Annotated in this window: 12 protein-coding genes; 2 read left to right on the forward strand and 10 right to left on the reverse strand. The window is 71.1% G+C overall.

Annotation, left to right across the window (positions count from 1 at the left end; all coding sequences use genetic code 11):
• Positions 1-6: 6 nt before the first annotated feature.
• From ABEA34_RS18835 to ABEA34_RS18865, 7 genes are all read right to left on the reverse strand, one after another.
• The gene (locus ABEA34_RS18835; protein WP_345523032.1) at positions 7-7,839 is read right to left on the reverse strand and encodes an ExeM/NucH family extracellular endonuclease; all 7,833 of its coding nucleotides are present in this window, start codon (positions 7,837-7,839) and stop codon (positions 7-9) included.
• 259 nt (positions 7,840-8,098) lie between these two features.
• Positions 8,099-8,707, reverse strand: coding sequence for a CDP-diacylglycerol--glycerol-3-phosphate 3-phosphatidyltransferase (gene pgsA / locus ABEA34_RS18840; protein ID WP_345523033.1), 609 nt, complete (start codon positions 8,705-8,707; stop codon positions 8,099-8,101).
• A complete protein-coding gene (gene rimO / locus ABEA34_RS18845) occupies positions 8,707-10,116 on the reverse strand; it encodes a 30S ribosomal protein S12 methylthiotransferase RimO (RefSeq protein WP_345523034.1) in 1,410 nt (469 codons plus the stop codon). The genes pgsA and rimO overlap by 1 nt, the downstream gene beginning before the upstream one ends.
• Before the next feature lie 51 nt (positions 10,117-10,167).
• The gene (locus ABEA34_RS18850; RefSeq protein WP_345523035.1) at positions 10,168-10,572 is read right to left on the reverse strand and encodes a universal stress protein; all 405 of its coding nucleotides are present in this window, start codon (positions 10,570-10,572) and stop codon (positions 10,168-10,170) included.
• Positions 10,569-12,116, reverse strand: coding sequence for a tripartite tricarboxylate transporter permease (locus ABEA34_RS18855; RefSeq protein WP_345523037.1), 1,548 nt, complete (start codon positions 12,114-12,116; stop codon positions 10,569-10,571). Before ABEA34_RS18855 ends, ABEA34_RS18850 begins: the two co-directional genes overlap by 4 nt.
• A gap of 3 nt (positions 12,117-12,119) precedes the next feature.
• Positions 12,120-12,638, reverse strand: coding sequence for a tripartite tricarboxylate transporter TctB family protein (locus tag ABEA34_RS18860; RefSeq protein WP_345523039.1), 519 nt, complete (start codon positions 12,636-12,638; stop codon positions 12,120-12,122).
• Complete coding sequence (locus ABEA34_RS18865) at positions 12,638-13,648, reverse strand: Bug family tripartite tricarboxylate transporter substrate binding protein (protein ID WP_345523040.1); 1,011 nt, start codon at positions 13,646-13,648, stop codon at positions 12,638-12,640. Before ABEA34_RS18865 ends, ABEA34_RS18860 begins: the two co-directional genes overlap by 1 nt.
• Before the next feature lie 92 nt (positions 13,649-13,740).
• Between ABEA34_RS18865 and ABEA34_RS18870 the strand changes: the two genes are divergently transcribed.
• A complete protein-coding gene (locus ABEA34_RS18870) occupies positions 13,741-15,387 on the forward strand; it encodes a sensor histidine kinase (protein WP_345523041.1) in 1,647 nt (548 codons plus the stop codon).
• Entirely contained in the window at positions 15,365-16,057 is a 693-nt protein-coding gene (locus ABEA34_RS18875) for a response regulator (protein ID WP_345523042.1), read from the forward strand. Before ABEA34_RS18870 ends, ABEA34_RS18875 begins: the two co-directional genes overlap by 23 nt.
• Position 16,058: 1 nt before the next feature.
• On the opposite strand, the gene ABEA34_RS18880 is transcribed toward ABEA34_RS18875, so the two are convergent.
• The 3 genes from ABEA34_RS18880 to ABEA34_RS18890 all read right to left on the reverse strand — a co-directional run bounded on the left by ABEA34_RS18880 (position 16,059) and on the right by ABEA34_RS18890 (position 19,681).
• Entirely contained in the window at positions 16,059-17,252 is a 1,194-nt protein-coding gene (locus ABEA34_RS18880) for a PrsW family intramembrane metalloprotease (protein WP_345523043.1), read from the reverse strand.
• Positions 17,252-17,884, reverse strand: a complete 633-nt coding sequence (locus ABEA34_RS18885; protein WP_345523044.1) for a hypothetical protein — start codon at positions 17,882-17,884, stop codon at positions 17,252-17,254. The genes ABEA34_RS18880 and ABEA34_RS18885 overlap by 1 nt, the downstream gene beginning before the upstream one ends.
• Positions 17,885-17,998: 114 nt before the next feature.
• Complete coding sequence (locus ABEA34_RS18890; protein WP_345523045.1) at positions 17,999-19,681, reverse strand: helix-turn-helix domain-containing protein; 1,683 nt, start codon at positions 19,679-19,681, stop codon at positions 17,999-18,001.
• Positions 19,682-19,684: the final 3 nt, after the last annotated feature.

Consider the following 19,684-nt stretch of genomic DNA (forward strand, 5'->3'; position numbering starts at 1 on the left):
CGCGTGCTACTTCTTGACCTTGACCTTCACCGTGTCGGAGCTCGACTTCAGGAAGTCGTCGCCCGCGTAGTCGACCCGGATGGTCTTGGTGCCCGTGCTGGTGAACTTCGCCAGCTTCAGCGTCGCCTTCCCGGACTTGAGGGTCACCGTCTTCGTGCCCTGGCCCGGGATCTTGACCTTGACCTTGCCGGTGCCCACCACGCCGGTCGGACCGGTCACGCTGATCTTCAGCGTGACCACGGTCTTCTTGACCTTCGCGGTCGCCGGGCTGGCGCTGGCCTTCGTGGACGACGCGGCCTTGGCCACGCTGACCGTGAAGGCGTTGGAGCCCGAGGCGACGTGGTCGTCACCGGAGTACACGGCCGTCAGGGTGTGCGACCCCGGCTTGAGCGACCGCGCCGGCAGCGTCACCTTCGCGACCCCGGCGGACACGGCGGTCGCCGCGCCGACCTTCTTGGCTCCCTCGAAGAGCTGGACGGTGCCGGTGGCGCCGCTCGGGCCGACGTTGACCGTCACGGTCCCCGCCTTGCCGTAGACCAGCGACACGTTGCCGGCACTCACCGACGGCGCCACCTTCGCGACCGTGGCGGTGAAGGCGTCGGTGTCGGCCTCGAAGTGAGCATCACCGGCGTACCTCGCCGTCAGGGTGGTCACCCCGGGCTCGAGCGAGCCGGCCGGCAGGGTCACCGTCGCGACTCCCTCCGACGCCGGGGCGCTGCCGAGGACCGTCTCGCCGTTGCGGACCGTGACGGTCCCCGTGGCGGTCGGGTCGCCCAGCGTCACGGTGACGGTGGCCGGGTCGCCGTAGGTCAGGGTGACGTCGCCGGCCGAGACCGTCGTCGTCGCCTTCGCCACGGTCAGCTTGACCTGGTCGGAGCCCGACGGGTAGTTGCCGTCGTACTCCACCCGCAGGGTGTGCTCCCCCGGCTCCAGCGACTTCGCCGGGACCGGGACCGAGGCGTGACCGGTGTCGTCCAGCGTCACCGGGTCGCCGATCTGCGTCTCGTCGTCGAAGAGCCGCACCGTGCCGGTCGCGACCCCGTCGTTGCCGGTCACCGCGACCGGGATCGACGTGCTGTCGCCCCAGGTGATCGACTGGTCGTCGCCCGCGGAGATCTCACGAGTCGTCGAGACCACGATCTCGACGGGGACCTCGGTGCCCGTCTCGCCACCGCGGACGTACAGCGTCTTCGTCCCGGCGCTGAGTCCCGGCGGCAGGGTCACCACGACCTGGGCGGTGCCGACCTCGTCGAAGCCCGGCAGCGCCGTCTGACGGGTGGTGGTGACCTCGAACGAGTCGAGCGGCTCGCCGCCGAGTCGCACGGTCACCTCCGGGTCCACCTTGTCCCCAGGACCGGTCATCGACAGCGAGGACAGCGAGAACGCCACCTCGTCGCCCGGCTGGTACGACGCCGGAGCGTCACCCGGGAACGACGCGCCGACCGCGCGCTGGCTGAAGTCGACCGGCACCGGCGTCTCGTCGCCGAGGGCGGCCATGTAGTCGACCATGCCCTGCAGGTCGGTCTTGCCGGTGTCCTGCTTGTTCGTGCCGTTGTTGAGCTCGAGGAAGTTGTCACCGCCCGTGGACAGGAACGAGTTCACCGTCACCGAGTAGACCGTGGCCGGAGCGATCTTCTCGCCGTTGAGCCACATCCCGGTGATCCGCGAGCCCTTCGGCAACGTGCTGTCGTAGGTGTAGGTGAAGCCCTTCGAGATGCCCAGCTTGAGGAACGGCCGCGACGCACCGTCCGGCTGCCACTGCTGCTCGAGCACCGTCTTGATCTGCGCACCGGTCAGCTTCTCGTTGACCAGCGTGTTGGCGAACGGCTGCACGTTGGCCGCCTGCTTGTAGGTCAACGTCCGCGGGAACGCGCCCGTGCCGTCGCCGACCATGTCGGCTCGGAGGCCGCCCGGGTTCATGAACGCGATCTGCGCCGCGCCGGACTCCGGGTTACGGGTGTTCCACCGCTGCACCTCGGCGACCAGGTTGCCCAGGGTCGACTCACCACCACGGTTCTCGGTCGTGCCGTCCGCCAGCTTCGCGCGGTTGAACGCCCCACCGATCTTGCCCAGCGGCTGGGCACCCAGCACGTTGGCGTTGGCGACCGCGTTGTCCACGATCGTCTTCGTGGCCGCGTCGACCGGGTAGTTGAACGTGCTCCCCGTCGTGCCCGACTTCAGCGGCAGCAGCGCCTGCGTCTTCGCCTGGACCTGGCCGGTGGCACGGTCCACGCTGAAGACCAGCTTGTTGAGGTTGTAGCCGTACTGACCGGCGGAGACCACCGGGCGCTCCTTGACCGGACGGTCGGACCAGCCGGCGACCGGGAAGGAGCAGTTGTACGCCAGGTGCGTGTGCCCGGACACGATCGCGTCGACCTTGTCGTTGACGCCGGCGATGATCGAGCCGAAGTCGGACGTCGGGTCGTCGTCCATCGTCGCGCAGTCGGTGCCGGCCGCACCCTCGTGGACCAGCAGCACGATCACGTCCGCGCCGTCGGCCTTGAGGTCGTTGGCCGAGGCGTTGACCTCGGTCACGACGTCCGTCACGTCGAGCTGGGAGATCCCGCCCGGCGAGACCAGCTCCGGCAGGTGCTCGGTGACCGCACCGACGAAGCCGACCTTGACGTCACCGAAGTTCTTGGTGAACGTCGGCGCCAACGCATGGCTGTTGTCGCTCTTGAGTCGCAGGTTGGCCGCGATGTACTTCCAGTTCGCGCCACCGTACGGGTTGGTGTCGGCGTTGTAGGGCGCCATCACCCGGTTGACCAGGTCGTCGTACCCCTGGTCGAACTCGTGGTTGCCCGCTGCCGAGACCTCGAGCCCCGCCTCGTTGAGCGAGTCGATCGTCGGCTTGTCCTTCGCGATGAACGACTCGAACGTCGAGGCACCGATCAGGTCACCCGCGGCGGCGAACACCGTCTCCGGGTTGGCCGCGCGCAGCTGCTTGACCGCACCGGCCAGCACCGCCGCGCCGGCGGACGCCGACGTCGCGTCGTTCTGGATCCGGCCGTGGAAGTCGTTGGTCGCCAGGATCTGGATGTCGTCGACCCCGTCGTCCACGGTGATGTCGACCGGGACCTCGGTGCCGGTGGTGGCACCGACCAGCCGCAGGGTCGTCGTGCCGTCCGGCAGGCCTGCCGGCAGCACCACGTCGACGGCGGCCTTGCCCGTGGTGTCGAAGCCGGGCAGCGCGGACTGCGGAGCGTTGTCCAGCGTCGCGGTACCGATCGTCGCGTCACCGATCTTGACCGTGACCTCGCTGTCCTTGACGTCACCCGGGCCGGACATCGACCAGGACGACACGTTGAGCTGGACGTGGTCGCCCGGCGCGTAGGACGCCGGGGCGCTGACCGGGAGGGTGACTCCGACGCCGTTCTGCTTGGAGTCGACCGGGACCACGTCCGGGTCGGCGCCGAAGGCGGCCATGTAGTCGACCATGCCCTGAAGGTCGGTCTTGCCGGTGTCCTGCTTGCCGGCACCGTTGTTGAGCTCGAAGAAGTTGTCACCACCGGTGGCGAGGAACGAGTTCACCGTCACCGAGTAGACCGTGGCGGGCACGATCTTGGTGCCGTTGAGCCACATCCCGGTGATCCGCGACCCCTGTGGCAGGGCGTCGTTGAAGGTGTAGGTGAAGCCCTTCGAGATGCCCAGCTTGAGGAACGGCCGCGACGATCCGCTGGGCTGCCACTGCTGCTCGAGCACCGTCTTGATCTGCGCACCGGTCAGCTTCTCGTTGACCAGGCTGTTGGCGAACGGCTGGACGTTGGCCGCCTGCTTGTAGGTCAACGTCCGCGGGAACGCGCCCGTGCCGTCGCCGACCATGTCGGCTCGGAGGCCGCCCGGGTTCATGAACGCGATCTGCGCCGCGCCGGACTCCGGGTTGCGGGTGTTCCAGCGCTGCACCTCGGCGACCAGGTTGCCGAGAGTGGACTCACCACCACGGTTCTCGGTCGTGCCGTCCGCCAGCTTGGCCCGGTAGAAGGCGCCACCGATCTTGCCCAGGGGCTGGGCGCCGAGCACGTTGGCGTTGTTGACCGCGTTGGTGACGATCGTCTGCGTCGCCGAGTCGGCCGGGTAGTTGGTGCAGCTGGTCGAGGTCGCGCACGACTTCAGCGGCAGCAGCGCCTGCGTCTTCGCCTGGACCTGGCCGGTGGCCGTGTCGACGGTGAAGACGAGCTTGTTGAGCGCCATGCCGTACTGACCGGCGGAGACCACCGGGCGCTCCGTGACCGGGCGACCGGCCCACCCGGCGACCGGGAAGGAGCAGTTGTACGCCAGGTGGGTGTGCCCGGACACGATCGCGTCGACCTTGTCGTTGACGCCGGCGATGATCGAGCCGAAGTCGGACGTCGGGTCGTCGTCCATCGTGGCGCAGTCGGTGCCGGCGGCACCCTCGTGGACCAGCAGCACGATCACGTCCGCGCCGTCGGCCTTGAGGTCGTTGGCGGAGGCGTTGACCTCGTTGACGATGTCGGTGACGTCGAGCTGGGAGATCCCGCCCGGGGAGACCAGCTCCGGCAGGTGCTCGGTGACCGCACCGACGAAGCCGACCTTGACGTCACCGAAGTTCTTGGTGAACGTCGGCGCAAGGGCGTGGCTGTTGTCGCTCTTGAGCCGCAGGTTGGCCGCGATGTACTTCCAGTTCGCCCCGCCGTACGGGTTGGTGTCGGCGTTGTACGGCGCCATCACCCGGTTGACCAGGTCGTTGTATCCCTGGTCGAACTCGTGGTTGCCCGCTGCCGAGACCTCGAGACCCGCCTCGTTGAGCGAGTCGATCGTCGGCTTGTCCTTCGCGATGAACGACTCGAAGGTCGAGGCACCGATCAGGTCACCCGCCGCAGCGAACACCGTGTCCGGGTTGGCGGCACGCAGCTGCTTGACCGCACCGGCCAGCACCGCCGCGCCGGCGGACGCCGACGCCGCGTCGTTCTGGATCCGGCCGTGGAAGTCGTTGGTCCCCAGGATCTGGATGTCCCGGGTCGCCGGCTCGCTGGCGGCGCTGATGCCCACGATCTCCGGGCTGTGGTCGGAGGACCGGAACGGGCCGCTGTCGTAGAGGTTGGTGGCGTTGTAGTTGTAGCGGCTGTACTCGTAGTAGACGGACTCGTAGCCGTTGATCGGCCACACGTCGGCGCCGCTGACGTCGGGGAGCGCAGCCGCGTTGGCGAGCACGTGGTCGAGCGAGCCGATCTGCCCGTCGAAGTTGTAGGTCTCCTCGTCGGGGTCGGTGGTCGAGTGCACCTCGGTGTAGCCACCCGAGACGAGGTGGTCGATCGGGTCCTCGTGCGAGTAGGCGTTGAAGTCGCCGACCAGGAAGACCTTGGACAGGCCGCGCTCGGTCTTGAAGTCGTTGGCGAAGGTCACCAGCGCGTCCGCCTGGGCGATGCGGTCCGGGTTGGCGTTGCCCTGGCCGGTGCCGTCGTCGGTGCCCGATCCCTTGGACTTGAAGTGGTTGACGATCACCACGAAGGCGTTGCTGTTGGAGGAGCCGACCTTCTTGAACGCCTGGGCCAGCGGCTCGCGGGCGTTGGCGAAGGCCGAGCTGCCGACCAGGATCTTGGAGGCACCGACCAGCGAGACGCGGGCGGGCTGGTAGATGAAGCCGGTGCGGATGACGTCCTCGTCGGTCAGGGCCGGGAGGTCGGCGCCCGTGGGCGACGGCGCGAAGTCCCACTTGCCGGCCGTCGACGCCGCGTTCAGCGCGTTGACGAGCTGGGTGATCGCGAAGTCGCGGCTCTTGCCGAACTTGGCCGAGTTCTCGAGCTCCTCGAGGGAGACGATGTCGGCGTTGGCGGTGTTGATCGCCGCGACGATCTTGTCGCGCTGGCGCGCCACGTTGGCCGGGTTGGCCGCTCCGCGCGGGCCGTTGCCCGAGCTCGTGGACGGGTTGCCGCAGGAGTTGGTGGTGACCTGGGCGCCGGCGCGGTCGGTGAAGTACGTGCAGGCGTTGCCGCCGCCGGCGGCGACGTACTCGTTGCCGTCCGTGGGGAAGAAGTTCAGCACGTTGAAGGTGGCGAGCCTGAGGTCACCGCCGACGTCGGCCGGGGTCGCGTTGGCGGCCCGGGTCTGCTGCAGCTGCGGCTGGGTCCCAGAGGGCTGGCCCACGACCTGGGTGCTCGGCAGGAGACGCCACTGGCTGAAGTCGTTGATCAGGATGGTGGGGGCGGGGAAGGTGATCGCCGCGCCGACACGGGGCACGTACGACGACGTCATCCACGGGAACGGCGAGCCGGTCGTGGTGGTGTAGTTGGTGCTGGAGCCGTCGTCGATCACGATCCGGTGCGCGTCGTTCCACTTCTTGCGGTTGGCGATCTCGGTCGCCTGCGTCTGCACGTCGTACAGCTCCGTCGGCGCGATCAGCGCCTTGCTGCTCTCGGCGGCGGCACCCAGCTCGCCGAAGTTGGAGCTGGAGTTGGTGCCGACGGTGTAGGCGGGACCGCCGTCGTACACGTCGGTCAGCGTCCAGCTGCCGGTGGGCTGGAAGGCCTCGCCCTCGGCCGCCTCGCGGGCCGTGTCGAGCGCGGCGGTCGTGTCGCAGGCGCTGCCGGGCAGCGGGCAGTCGGTGCCGGGGACCACGGTCTTGGGGGTCACGTCGCCGAGGCTGGAGCCGTGCGCCGTCCAGGTCGCGCTGGTGAGCTCGGTGAGGCCGAAGTTCTCGGCCACGGTGCCGGTCACGTCGACCGAGTCACCGATGGCCGGGTAGGAGCCGAAGCCGCTGGCGCCGCCGTACACGAAGATCGCGTCGGAGGCGTCGGGGGTGTCCGCGCCGGGGGTCTGGAGGTAGAAGCCGTTGATGCCGCCGGTCGGGTACGCCGCGGTGACGACGCCCTGGGTGGAGACCGTGTCGCCGACGAGCGGCGACGAGGCGGCCGTGCCCTGGATGTCCTTGATCGCGGTCACGGGCGGCGGCTCGGCGCCGATCGTGTACGAGAACGTCTTGGCGTCGGTGCCAGCGGTCGGGGTCGACGAGTCGGTGACCGTGACCTCCGGGGTGTAGGAGCTCTCGGTCGTCGGGGTGCCGGAGACACCGCCGTCCGCGGCGACGGTGATGCCCGGGGGCAGGCCGGTCGCGCTCCACGTGTACGGCGTCGTGCCGCCCGTGGCGGCGAGGGTGAACGGCGTGATGGGCGTGCCCACGACGCCGGTCTTGGCGCCCGGCGCGGTCGCCGTCAGCGGCGAGGTGCCGGCGCCGGGGTGCATCGGGTTGGCGACCTTGAAGTCGGTGCCGTTGACGTCGGTGTCCGCACCCGTCGCCGTGCGCGCGATCGAGGTGGAGTTCGACGGCGAGGGAGCGGCCGTCGCGCCCTCCTTGATGGTCGGCGAGCCGAAGCCCACGAAGTCGATCACCGCTGCGTCGGTGATCGTGGTGTTGCCCGCGCCGTCGGGGTCGATCCCCGTGGTGCTGTTGGCCAGGAAGACCTGGCCCGTGGTGCCGCTCAGGTTGGTGGACGTGTTGCCGGCGAAGTCGACGTCGGGCACGGCGACGCCGTTGGCCCCGCCGGTGGCCAGCTTGACCACGAACCAGTCGTGCGCCGGGACCGACCCGGCCGTGTTCAGGTTGGTGATGGCACTGGAGGCGGGGGTGCCCGTGTTGGCGGCCGCCCGGTACTGCAGGGACATGCCCGTCAGCGCGATGGCGGCGTCCGTCGGGTTGTAGAGCTCGACGAAGTCGTTGGTGTACGTCGCGCCGGTGTTGCCACCTCCGCCGTAGACCTCGCTGATGACCAGGCCGGTGCCGCCCGGGTTGGCCGCGGCCGGAGCCGAGGGGGTGAGCAGCAGACCACTGGCGACGACGGCGAGCGCAACGGCCCCCGTGAGTCGCTTCCGCGAAGCAAGCATGAAAGGGGCTCTCCGAGTTTTAGGCAGACGGGACGGGCGAGGCCATCGAACCGCGAGCGTCGGGAAGGTTCGCCACCAGAACCGAGAACAGCAAGAGAAATCCCCGAGAACTGGTCGGCGACGGGGGAAGCCCTCCGGCGCGGACCGAGATGAAGGGACCCTAACCCTGAAACGCCGGTCTCTCGCAAGAGATCCTGTGAACAAGTTGTTACAGATCGACATCGATCCGGTGACCGTGAGCGTCCCGGGCCGAAATCTTTTACTTACGGAGGGACGCGCGCTGCTTCCAGACGTCGCGGTAGAACTCCCAGCCGGACCACAGCGTGAGGGCCACGGCGACGGCCAGCAGCACCTGGGCGAGGTAGAAGATCACGTCGCCCGGCGTCTCCAGCCAGCCAGGGAGGTCGGGGTCCCGCAGCGGCAGGCACAGCGTCGCGAGCGCGACGGCCTGGACGGTGGTCTTGATCTTGCCGAGGTCGGCGGCCGCGATGACGACGCGCTTGAGGATCGACAGGCGCAGCAGCGTGACGCTCCACTCCCGGATCAGCACGATGATCGTGACCGCCCACCAGACGTCGCCGACGATGGAGAGGCCGATGAAGGCCATCCCGGTGACGGCCTTGTCGGCGATCGGGTCGGCGATCTTGCCGAAGTTGGTGATCAGGTTGTGCTTGCGGGCCAGGTCGCCGTCGATCTTGTCGGTGATCATGGCGACCACGAAGATCGCGAACGCGACGCAGCGCCAGGTGACCGAGTCGCCACCGTCGACGAGCAGCGCCCAGGCGAAGAACGGCACCGCCACGATCCGCGCCGTGGTCAGCACGTTGGGGACGTTCCAGTTGCTGGGCTGCGTCTCCACCTCGGCCATCACAGCACCCGAGCGTAGAGGTCGGCGCCCTCGGACCCGACGACCACCGCGCGGACCAGGTCGCCGACCTGCGCGTCGGAGTCGAGGAGGTACGTCGACCCGTCGACCTCGGGGCCCTGGTGGGCCGCGCGGCCCTCGATGTCCTCCCCCACACGCTCGACCAGCACCTCGACGGTCTCGTCGATCCGGTCGGCCGCCCGCTGGGAGGTGAGCTCCTCGACCAGCGCGCCGACGTGCTCGACCCGCGCCCGCACCTCGTCCTCGTCGAGCTTGGCGTCGTACGTCGCGGCCTCGGTGCCGTCCTCGTCGGAGTAGCCGAACACGCCGGTCACGTCGAGGCGAGCGGCGACCAGGAAGTCGCAGAGCGTCTGCAGGTCCTCGTCGGTCTCGCCGGGGAAGCCGACGATCACGTTGCTGCGCACGCCGGCGTACGGCGAGATCGCCCGGACCTGCTCGAGCAGCCCGAGGAAGCTCTCGGGGTCGCCGAAGCGCCGCATCCGGCGCAGCACGTCCGCGCTGGCGTGCTGGAAGGACAGGTCGAAGTACGGCGTGACGCCGGGCGTGGCCGCGATCGCCTGGACCAGCCCGGGCCGGGTCTCGGCGGGCTGGAGGTAGGACACCCGGACCCGCTCGACGCCGTCGACGGCGGCCAGCTCGGGCAGCAGCGTCTCGAGCAGCCGGAGGTCGCCGAGGTCCTTGCCGTAGGACGTGGAGTTCTCGCTGACCAGGAAGAGCTCCTTCACGCCCTGCTCCCCCAGCCAGCGCGCCTCCTGGAGCACGTCGGAGGGCCGGCGGCTGACGAACGAGCCGCGGAAGGACGGGATCGCGCAGAAGGAGCAGCGCCGGTCGCAGCCGCTCGCGAGCTTGAGCGAGGCGGTGGGGCCGGAGTCGAGGCGCCGACGCAGCGATGCGGGGCCGGAGGCGTGCCCGGGGACCGGTGCGGTCGACAGCGCACGCTCGACGGGGGTGATCGGCAGCAGCTTGCGGCGGTCCTGCGGGGTGTGCGCCTGGTGCGCCTCCCCCGCGACGATCGAGCGCAGCCGCGCGGCGATGTCGGGGTAGTCGTCGAACCCGAGGACGGCGTCGGCCTCCGGGAGCGAGTCGGCGAGCTCGTTGCCGTAGCGCTCGGCCATGCAGCCCACGGCCACCACGGCCCGGGTGTGGCCGGTGGTCTTGAGGTCGGCGGCGGCCAGCAGCGTGTCGACCGAGTCCTTCTTGGCCGACTCGACGAACCCGCAGGTGTTGACCACGACGGTGTCGGCGTCGGCCGGGTCCTCGACCAGCAGGAAGCCGCCGGCTTCGAGGCGGCCGGCGAGCTCCTCGGAGTCGACCTCGTTGCGGGCGCACCCGAGGGTCACCATCGCGACCGAGAGCAGCTCGGCGGGGGCAGGGCTCGTTTCAGTCGTCATGTCCGTCCGAGTATGGCAACCGAGCGGTGCCCGCGACGAACTCGCGACCGCTCAGGCGGGCTTCACCGCGAGCACGGGGCAGTGCGCGCCGAGCAGGATCCGCTGCGCGGCGCTGCCCATGATCAGCTTGCCGACGGGCGTCCGGCGGCGCAGACCCAGCACGATCAGCTCCGCGCCGACCTCGTCCGCGACGGCCAGCACCTGGTCACCGACGTCCGCGCCGACCGACTGCCGCACGTCGTACGGCAGGCCGGCCTCCTCGAGGCCCGCTCGCACCTCGCGGAGCTCGTCGTCGCTGGCGAACCGGTCGTCGACCAGGGCGTCCCCGCGCGAGGCGTTGACCACCACGATCCCGTGCCCGCGCATCCGGGCCTCGGCCACCGCGTGCGCGAGAGCGGCGCGCCCGTAGTCGTCCGGCGACCAGGCGACCACGATGTGGCGCTCGGCGTGGTTCATCGCTCGACCCTCTCGTCGTCCTGCTCGGCTCGGGCCCGGGCGACCTCGGCCGCCGGGGTGTCGGGGTGCGGCCGGATCCGGCGGAGGACCAGCGGCGCGACCAGGATCAGGGCGATCAGCACGTAGACCGCGACGGCCAGCGGCTCGTCGAAGAGCCCGGACAGGTCACCGTCGGAGATGGTGAGCGCCTCGCGGAGCTTGGTCTCCATCAGCGGACCGAGGATCACCCCGAGGATCAGGGGCAGCACCGGCAGCCCGAAGCGGCGCATCGCCAGGCCGAGGAGGCCGAAGAGCAGCAGCAGGAACACGTCGAACGGGTCCTGGTTGGTGGCGTACGCACCCAGGCAGGCGAAGAACAGGATGCCGGCGTACAGCTGCGGCCTCGGGATGCGGAGCAGCTTTGCCCACAGGGGTGCGAGCGGCAGGTTGAGCACCAGCAGCAGCGTGTTGCCGATGAGGAGGCTGGCGAGCAGCGTCCACACCAGGTCGGACTCGTCGCTCAGCAGCTGGGGCCCCGGCGTGATGCCGTAGCCCGTCAGCGCCGCGAGCATCACCGACGCGGTCGCGGTGACCGGGACACCGAGGGCCAGCATCGGCACGAACATGCCGGCGGCGGAGGCGTTGTTGGCTGCCTCCGGTCCGGCGACGCCCTCGATCGCGCCGTGGCCGAACTCCTCGGGGTCGCGCGCCAGCCGGCGCTCGGTCACGTAGGAGAGGAAGGTGGGGATCTCGGCGCCACCGGCGGGGATCGCCCCGAACGGGAAGCCGAAGGCGGTCCCCCGCAGCCACGGCTTCCAGGACCGCGACCAGTCGCTGCGGCCCATCCACGGTCGCCCGACGGGGGTGACCCGGACCGGCTGACGACGCAGGTGCGCCGCCACCCACAGCGCCTCGCCGAGGGCGAAGATGCCGACGGCGACCACGACGATGTCGATCCGGTCCGCGAGCTGGGTGGTGCCGAGGCTCAGCCGCGGCTGGCCGGTGTTGAGGTCGAGGCCGACCAGCCCGATCGTCAGGCCCAGGAAGAGGGAGAGGAACCCGCGCAGCCGGGACGACCCCAGGACGCTGGTGGTCATCACGAGCGCCAGCAGCATGATCGCGAAGTACGACGGGGCGCCGATCTTGACCGCCACCTCGGCCAGCGGCGGGGTGAAGAACACCACGAGCAGGGTGCCGATGGTGCCGGCCACGAACGACCCGATGGCAGCCGTGGCGAGGGCCTGGGCCGCCCGCCCCTTCTTGGCCATCTGGTTGCCCTCGATCGCGGTCATCACCGAGGCGGACTCGCCGGGCGTGTTGAGGAGGATCGAGGTCGTGGACCCGCCGTACATGCCGCCGTAGTAGATGCCGGCGAACATGATGAAGGCGGAGGTCGGCTCGAGGCCGAAGGTGACGGGCAGCAGGAGCGCCACCGCCATCGCGGGGCCGATGCCCGGGAGCACGCCGACGAAGGTGCCGAGCAGGACGCCGATCGCGGCGTACATGAGGTTCTCGGGCGTGGCGGCGGCCTCGAGGCCGCCCAGCAGGAGTCCGAAGCTGTCCATGGCTCAGAGCACCCCGTCCAGGACGCCCGGGCTCAGCGGGATGCCGAGGCCGGAGTAGAAGGCGTACCAGCTCGCGACCGCGAGGACGATGCCGACGATGACGTCGCGCACGAGCGTCCGGCTGCCCAGGGTCCACGTCGAGCCGATGAAGAGCAGGGCGCCGCTGATCGCCCAGCCGAGGAGGTCGACGGTCAGGATCGTGACCCCGATGACGCCGACGAGGCGGGCGACGGTCAGCCAGTCGGCCGGTGCGGTGAGGTCGACGTCCTCGCCCTCCTCGGCCTGCGGCCGGTCGCCGCGGAGGGCGGCGACGGCGAGGAGCACGCCCAGCAGCACCAGGCCGGCGCCGATGACGTAGGGGAAGATCCGCGGTCCGACCGGGTCGGCGAAGCCGACGGTCAGCGTGGTGGCGTCGTAGACGGTGTAGGCGCCGACCAGGACGGCCACGGCGGCCAGCCCCAGCTGGGCGAGGTCGCGGTCGGGGGCCTGCTCGGGTGCCTCACGGTGCGTTGTCGTGGTCATCAGATGAGATCCAGCTCCTTCAGGGTCGAGGCGACCCGCTCGTCCTGCTCCACCAGGAACTCGTCGAACTCGTCGCCGGTGCGGAAGGCGTCGATCCAGCCGTTCTTCTCGAGCGCCGCCTGCCACTCCGGGCTGTCGTGCATCTCCTGCAGGTAGGCGATGAGCTCGTCGCGCCGCTCGTCGGAGATGTCGGGAGGCGCGAGGACGCCGCGCCAGTTGGTGAACACCAGGTCGATGTCCGACTCCTGGAGGGTCGGGATGTCCTTCACCGTGTCCCCCTCGAGCCGCTCGGCACCGGACACGGCCAGCGCCCGGAGGTCACCGGACTCGATCTGCCCCTCGAACTCGCCGAGCCCGGAGAAGCCGACGTCGATCTTCTCGCCCAGCAGCGCGCTGGTGAGCGGGCCGCCGCCGTCGTACGGCACGTAGGTGACGTCCTTCGGGTCGATCCCGACCGCCTCCGCCAGCTGCATCGGGAAGAGGTGGTCCGGGCCTCCCGGCGACGAGCCGCCGCCCACGACGACCGAGCTCGGGTCCGCCTTCCAGGCCTCGACGAAGTCGTCGACGGTCTTGAACTCCGAGTCGGCCGGGACGAGCACCCCCTCCTGGTCCTCGATCAGCTGGGCCAGCGGGGTCGCGTCGTTGATCTTGTAGTCCTGGCCGAACGAGTAGAGCGAGCCGACCACGCCGAGCCCGACCGTCATCATCGTGTGCTCGTCGCCCGCGGCGCCCATCAGCCGGGACATCGCGACGGAGCCGCCGGCGCCGAGGATGTTGGTGACCTCGAAGGTGCCGCCGGTGGTGTCGTCCTGCTCCATCACCGAGACGGCCGCGCGGCCGGTCTGGTCGTAGCCGCCGCCGGGACTGTTGGGGATCCACATGGCCAGGTCGCGGGTGTCGTCGCCCCGGGTCACCCCGCAGGAGGACGTCGCCGCGGCGACGACCACGGCCGTCAGGACGGCGAGCGCCCTGCGACCGAATCGGCGTCGCGTGCGTGGTCGGGCGGCCATGGCAGGCTCCTCTCGGTGGGTCGAACGGCACCTACGCTCTACCCGGGCTGTGGCGGCCGTCACCCTTCGGGAAGCAAAGGAGGTTGCGGAACTTGTGGTCACTCGCGCGGGCACCGCGACCGCGGACCCTGGCCGGGCAGTTCCTGGCGCTCCAGGTCGTCCTGCTGCTGCTCGTCGTCGCCGTGACCAGCGTGGTGTCCTTCCGGCAGAGCGACGCCGACTTCCGCGACGCGCGGGGTGCGCGGCTGCGCGCCGCGGCCGAGAACCTGGCGAGCACGCCGGCGGTGCAGCAGGGGCTGGCCGAGCGCACCCAGCCGCTCGCCCTGGCCTTCTACGCCCAGCAACGGCAGGACGACGTCGGGGCGTCGGCGGTCTACCTGACCGACACCACCGGACGCATCGTCGTCACGACCGATCCCACGCGCTCGGGCGGGCGGGTCGACCTCGGACCCGGTGACGCCGGGCGGGGCCGCGCCTGGGCGGGCGACGTCACGGACCTGGGCGACCGGGCGATCGCGGCCGAGGTGCCGGTCTACAGTCCCGGCGACGCGTCGGCGGTCCCGCCGGTGCCACCGGAGCAGGTGGGCATCGCGGTCGTCACCGAGCAGTACCCCTCGCTCACCGAGCGGCTGCGCCAGACGCTCCCCGACCTCGCGGTCTTCCTCGGCGTCGGCCTCGCCCTCGGGCTGGCCGGGGCGTGGCTCCTCGCCCGGCTCATCAAGCGGCGCACCCGGGGACTCGAGCCCGCGGAGATCGCCGACCTGGCCGACCAGCGTGAGGCGCTGCTGACCTCCCTGCGCGAGGGCGTCATCGCCGTCAACGAGGCCGGCACCGTCACGGTGCTGAGCGAGAGCGCGCGCGAGCTCCTCGAGCTGCCGCCGGGCAGCCAGGGCCGGCTGCTCGCCGAGCTCGACGTCCCGCTGCGGGTGCTCGAGCTCCTCCTCGGCAGCGACGACGTCCGCGACGCCGTCGCCGTCGTCGCCGGCAGGGTGCTCGTCCTGAACCGCAACCAGGTGGTCCAGGAGGGCCGGCCCGCCGGCACGGTCACGACCCTGCGCGACCGCACCGAGCTGCTGGCGATGCAGAGCCAGCTCAGCGCCCGCGAGAGCGTCACCGAGACGCTGCGTGCCCAGACCCACGAGTTCGCCAACCAGCTGCACACGATCTCCGGCCTGCTCGAGCTCGAGGAGTACGACGAGGCCGGGCGCCTGATCGGCACCCTGACCCGCCGGCGCGCGCAGATCAGCGACTTCGTGCTCCACCGGGTCGAGGACCCGTCGGTCGGGGCCTTGCTCGTCGCCAAGACCAGCCTCGCCGCCGAGCGCCGGGTCGAGCTCGCGCTCAGCGACGACAGCCGGCTCCCCCGGCTCGACGCGGACCTGTCCGCGGACGTGGGCACCGTCCTCGGCAACCTGGTCGACAACGCCGTGGACGCGGTGGCCGGCGCCGAGTCCGCGCGGGTCGACGTACGCCTCACCGTGGACGGGGAGGTCACCGTCGTCCAGGTCGCCGACAGCGGACCCGGCATCCCGGCGGACCGGATCGGCGAGATCTTCGACCGCGGCTTCAGCACCAAGCCCAGCGACGCCAGCGGACGCGGTGTCGGCCTCGCGCTCGTGCAGGTCGTCTGCGAGCGACGGGGCGGCTCGGTGTCCGTGCACAATGACGGCGGCGCGGTCTTCACCGCGCGGCTGCCCGTGACGATCGAGGACCCGGATGCCCGACGACACCCCCGCTGAGCCAGCAGAGCTGACGGTCCTGGTCGTCGACGACGACTTCATGGTCGCGTCGATCCACACGCGCTTCGTCGAGCGCGCGCCCGGCTACCGCGTCGTCGGCACCGCGGCGACCGGCGCGACCGCGCTCGCCGAGATCGACCGGCTCGGACCCGACCTCGTGCTGCTCGACGTCCACCTGCCCGACATCAGCGGGATCGAGGTGCTCCGCCGGCTCCGCGGCGCCGGCAACGACGTCGGCGTGCTCGTGGTGACCGCCGCCCGCGAGGCCGACACCGTGCGCGCCGCCGCTGCCGCGGGCGCCGCGCACTACCTGGTCAAGCCCTTCGAGTACGACGACCTCGCTGCCCGGCTGGACGCGTTCCGCCGTACGCACCTGGCGCTCACCGGAGTCGACCGGGCCGGCCAGGACGACATCGACGTGTTCTTCGCACCGCTGGGCCGCGGCCGCGAGGTGCTGCCGAAGGGGCTCAGCGTCGAGACCGCCCAGGCCGTCCTGGCGGCCCTCGCGGACGGTCGCGAGGTCTCGGCGACCGAGTGCGCCGAGGAGGTCGGGATCTCCCGGGTCAGCGCGCGGCGCTACCTCGAGCACTTCGTGGCGCGTGACCAGGCCACGGTGCGATTGCAGTACGGCGGCAGCGGCCGTCCGGAGCGGCGCTACCGGCTCTCCTAGCTCAGCGGCTCCGGAGTCGTCGGATCTCCGCGCGCGAGTGCTGCACGGCCGGGGTGTCCTCGCCGTTGCTCTCGCTCAGGTCGTGGGCGAGGTCGAGGCTGGCGGCGAGGACGTGCTTCTCGCGCCGCTTGCTCACGCCGTCGGGTCGTCCCCGGAGCGCCGCCTTGCGGTCCTTGCGCCGCCGGGCGCGTTCGCCCGCCAGGGCTGCCATCTCGAGCTCGGTGAGGGTGCCGTTGGCGACCTCCGGGGCGAGGACGTCGTGCAGCCAGCCGCGCTCACGGTGCGCGCCCCACCGCAGTGCCGTGAGCAGGACGACGAAGCTGACCACCGTGATGACGAGCATCAGGAGGCTGACGACGGTCCCGTTGTCGTTGGAGATGGCGAGCATCGAGTCCCAGAGGCCGTGGACGACCATGGCCGAGGCCATCAGCAGCAGGCCGCGTCCGACGCGGCGGGGCTGGGCTCGGGTGCCGATGAGATAGATGATGCCGGCGGAGAAGATCGCGGTGTACATCGCGTGCGACGCGATGCCGGACAGGGAACGGATGAAGAAGGTCTGCAGCACCGCGCCGACCTGGTCGACGCCGAAGTTCGAGTAGGCGCTGTTCTGTCCGTAGAGCATGTCCTCGAGCACCTGGAAGCCGAGCCCGACGTAGGCGCCGACGATGAGGCCGTCGTAGACGGTGCGGATCACGAACGGCGCCAGGCCCAGCATGAGCAGGAACACCGCCCCCTTGGCGCTCTCCTCCACGAACGGTGCGGTGAGCCCGGCCTTCCAGTCCGCGGCCCACACCTGTCCGAAGGTCTTGGTGTAGATGTTCATCAGGGCGGCGTTGCCGGGCAGGGCCATGGCCCAGGTGGCACCGATGCCACCACCGATGAAGGCGGTCGCGGCCAGCAGGGCGGGGGTGCGCTCGTAGCGGTCCACGTGGTGGAGGAACAAGAGGAGCAGCAGGCAGAAGGTGCTGGCCGCCGCGACGCCGGCGATGTCGGCCTTGGCGAACACCCCCGTCGTCGGTGCGGCGATCTGGTACAGCTCGCGGGCACCGAGGACCACCAGCAGCAGGTACACCCACAGGCACAGGTTGCGGGGCTGGAAGAGGTGGAACCGGGCGCCCCAACCCGACTCCTCGATCGCCGCCTCGCGGCGAGCGAGAAGGTCCTGGACCTCGGGGGTGCTCGTCGTCGTGCTCATCAGGAGTCGCCGCCGTCCCGGGCGAGCGAGTCGATCATGGCGTCGGTCTCCGGCTGCAGGGCGGTCACCTGTGCCTCCGGGCCGGCGACCTGGATCTCGATGCCCTGTCCGCCGACGACGAAGGCGGTCACCGTCCCGGCGCCGTCGGCCGTCGTGAAGTCGGAGGCGACCCCGCGCAGCCCGCCGGCCGTGGTGATGTCGCGGGTCTCGCCCGAGACGTAGTACCCCGAGTCTCCCGCACCGGTGATCCGCTCGACCTGGTCCAACAACCGGACCGGGCTCTCGCCGAACGGGCCCTGCTGGACCGAGAACACGACACCGTCCTTGACCAGCACCGTCTGCTCGACCTCTCGCGCCTGGTCACCCCCGCGCGGCTCGTCGGTGGTCCTCAGGCCTGAGACGACGCCCCAGCCCGGTGGGACCGTCATGCTCACCTCGGTGGTGACCTGGAACGCCTGCCCGGTGCGGGTCGTGTCGTCCCAGGCCACCTGGTCGTCGACCCACGGGAGCACCCACGCCCACAACGCGATCACCGCGAACGCGACCGCGGCGTACGGGACCGACCGCTTGTCCAGACCCAGCCAGCGGTGCTCCACCGGCACCCGTCGTCGATCCACCAGCGTCGAGCTCACCGAGCACCCTCCGTCGAGAGCGACGGACACCCCGTCGCAGAGTGCGGCCAACCCTAGGGTTCGACGACGTCGCCGAACCCCGCGAGCACGAAGCTCACCCGAAAGAGGTGATCGCTACTTCGCCGCCGCGTAGGTGCTCTGGGCCGGCTGGCCCTCGGCACCCAGCGGGCCGCGCCCCTTGCCGTCGACCGTGACCTGCAGGGCGCCGTCGGACGACTGCACCTGCACGGGCGGTGCGGCCTTCACCGTGCGCTTCTGACCGAAGGCCAGGTCGCCGTTGAAGACCACCTCACCGGCGCCATCGGTGACGACGACGTGGGTGCCGCCGGAGGACGCGTCGAGCAGGACCGGCACGGCCGGGCCGAGCTTGGTCTGCGACGACGGGGAGCCGTTGAGGACCGGCTTGTTGGTGAGCTCGACCGGGCTGTCCATGATCAGCCGCGCGATCGACCAGATCAGCACCAGTGCCATCACGGCGGCGATCAGCACCGACCAGTTCGGGCCGCCGCGCATGCTGCGGATGGGGCCCTCGGCCCCGGTGGCGAGCTCGGCCTCGAAGACCCGACGGGCGTCGATGGGGGCGTCGGCGTAGCGCTCGTCGTACGCCTCGAGCAGCGGCGCCGCGTCGACACCGAGCACCCGGGCGAGGGTGCGCAGGTGGCCGCGGGCGTAGAAGTCGCCGCCGCACGGCACGAAGTCGTCGACCTCGATCGACTCGATGACGTGGGGGCGGATCCGGGTGCGGTCCGCGAGCTGGTCGACGGTCAGGTGGAGGCGGAGACGGGCGGAGGCGAGCTCGGGTCCGACCACGGGGTCGGCAGCGGGCTCGACGACCTGGAGGTCCATCGGCGCCGGCTCGACGAGGATCGGGTCGACGTCACCGCGGCGCAGCTCGGCCAGCTCGGGCAGGTCGATCACGCCGGTGTCGTCGGCGTCGGCCGCGTCGAGCTGGAGCGCGGCCGCGCCCTCGAACCGGGCCTCGACGCGCGCGCCACCCACCGGGTCGCGCAGCGGGAGCGGCGTCGCGCTCGCGACGAGCGGCAGCGCCACCGTGGGCTCGGGCCGCTCGTCGCCGACCGCGTCGTCGCCCGGACGGCCGAGGCGCAGCCGGTCGGCCAGGAAGTCCAGGCCCCGGGCCAGCGTGGGCCGCGGGTCGGACAGCACGGGGTGCGGCTCGTCGACCCACTCGTCGGCCGTCTGGTCGTACGGCGCGTCGTCGACCCAACTGCCGGTCGTGTCGTCGGCCCACTCCTCCTCGGTCCCGTCCACGTCGTCGTCCACGTCGTCGTCCACGTCGTCGACGAGCTCGACCACGACGTCCGGGTCGCCCGAGAGGTCCGCCAGCGCGACGGTGAGGTCGTCGGCACCGGCGACCCAGGTCGAGAGGGACAGCGGGACCGACATCTCGGCGTCCGCCTCCCGGGCGAGCACCGTCAGCCGGCCGTCGTGCAGGAGCCCGCGCCGCGGCAGGTGCGCGACCTCCTCGACCGCCGCCCACGGGAACCCGTGCCAGCGCCGACCCTTGCGGATCCGGATGCCCTGCTCGTCGGCCACCAGCAGGGGCGTACGCGCGTCGGCGAAGGCACTGAGGTACGCCGCGCTGACCGCGCCCATCGCGAGCGCCAGCACCCAGTCGAGCCAGGAGCCGTCGCCGAACGCGCGGGTGAGGTAGGCGAGCGCGACGACCGCCGCGACCACGCCGATGCCGCCCGAGAGCGCGCCGTTGCGGCGGACCTCGATCGGCTCCGGAGCGACGACCTGCTCGGAGTCGTTGTCGGTGTGGACGTCTGCGCTCATGCT

The organism is Nocardioides conyzicola (assembly GCF_039543825.1).
Lineage (GTDB): Bacteria > Actinomycetota > Actinomycetes > Propionibacteriales > Nocardioidaceae > Nocardioides > Nocardioides conyzicola.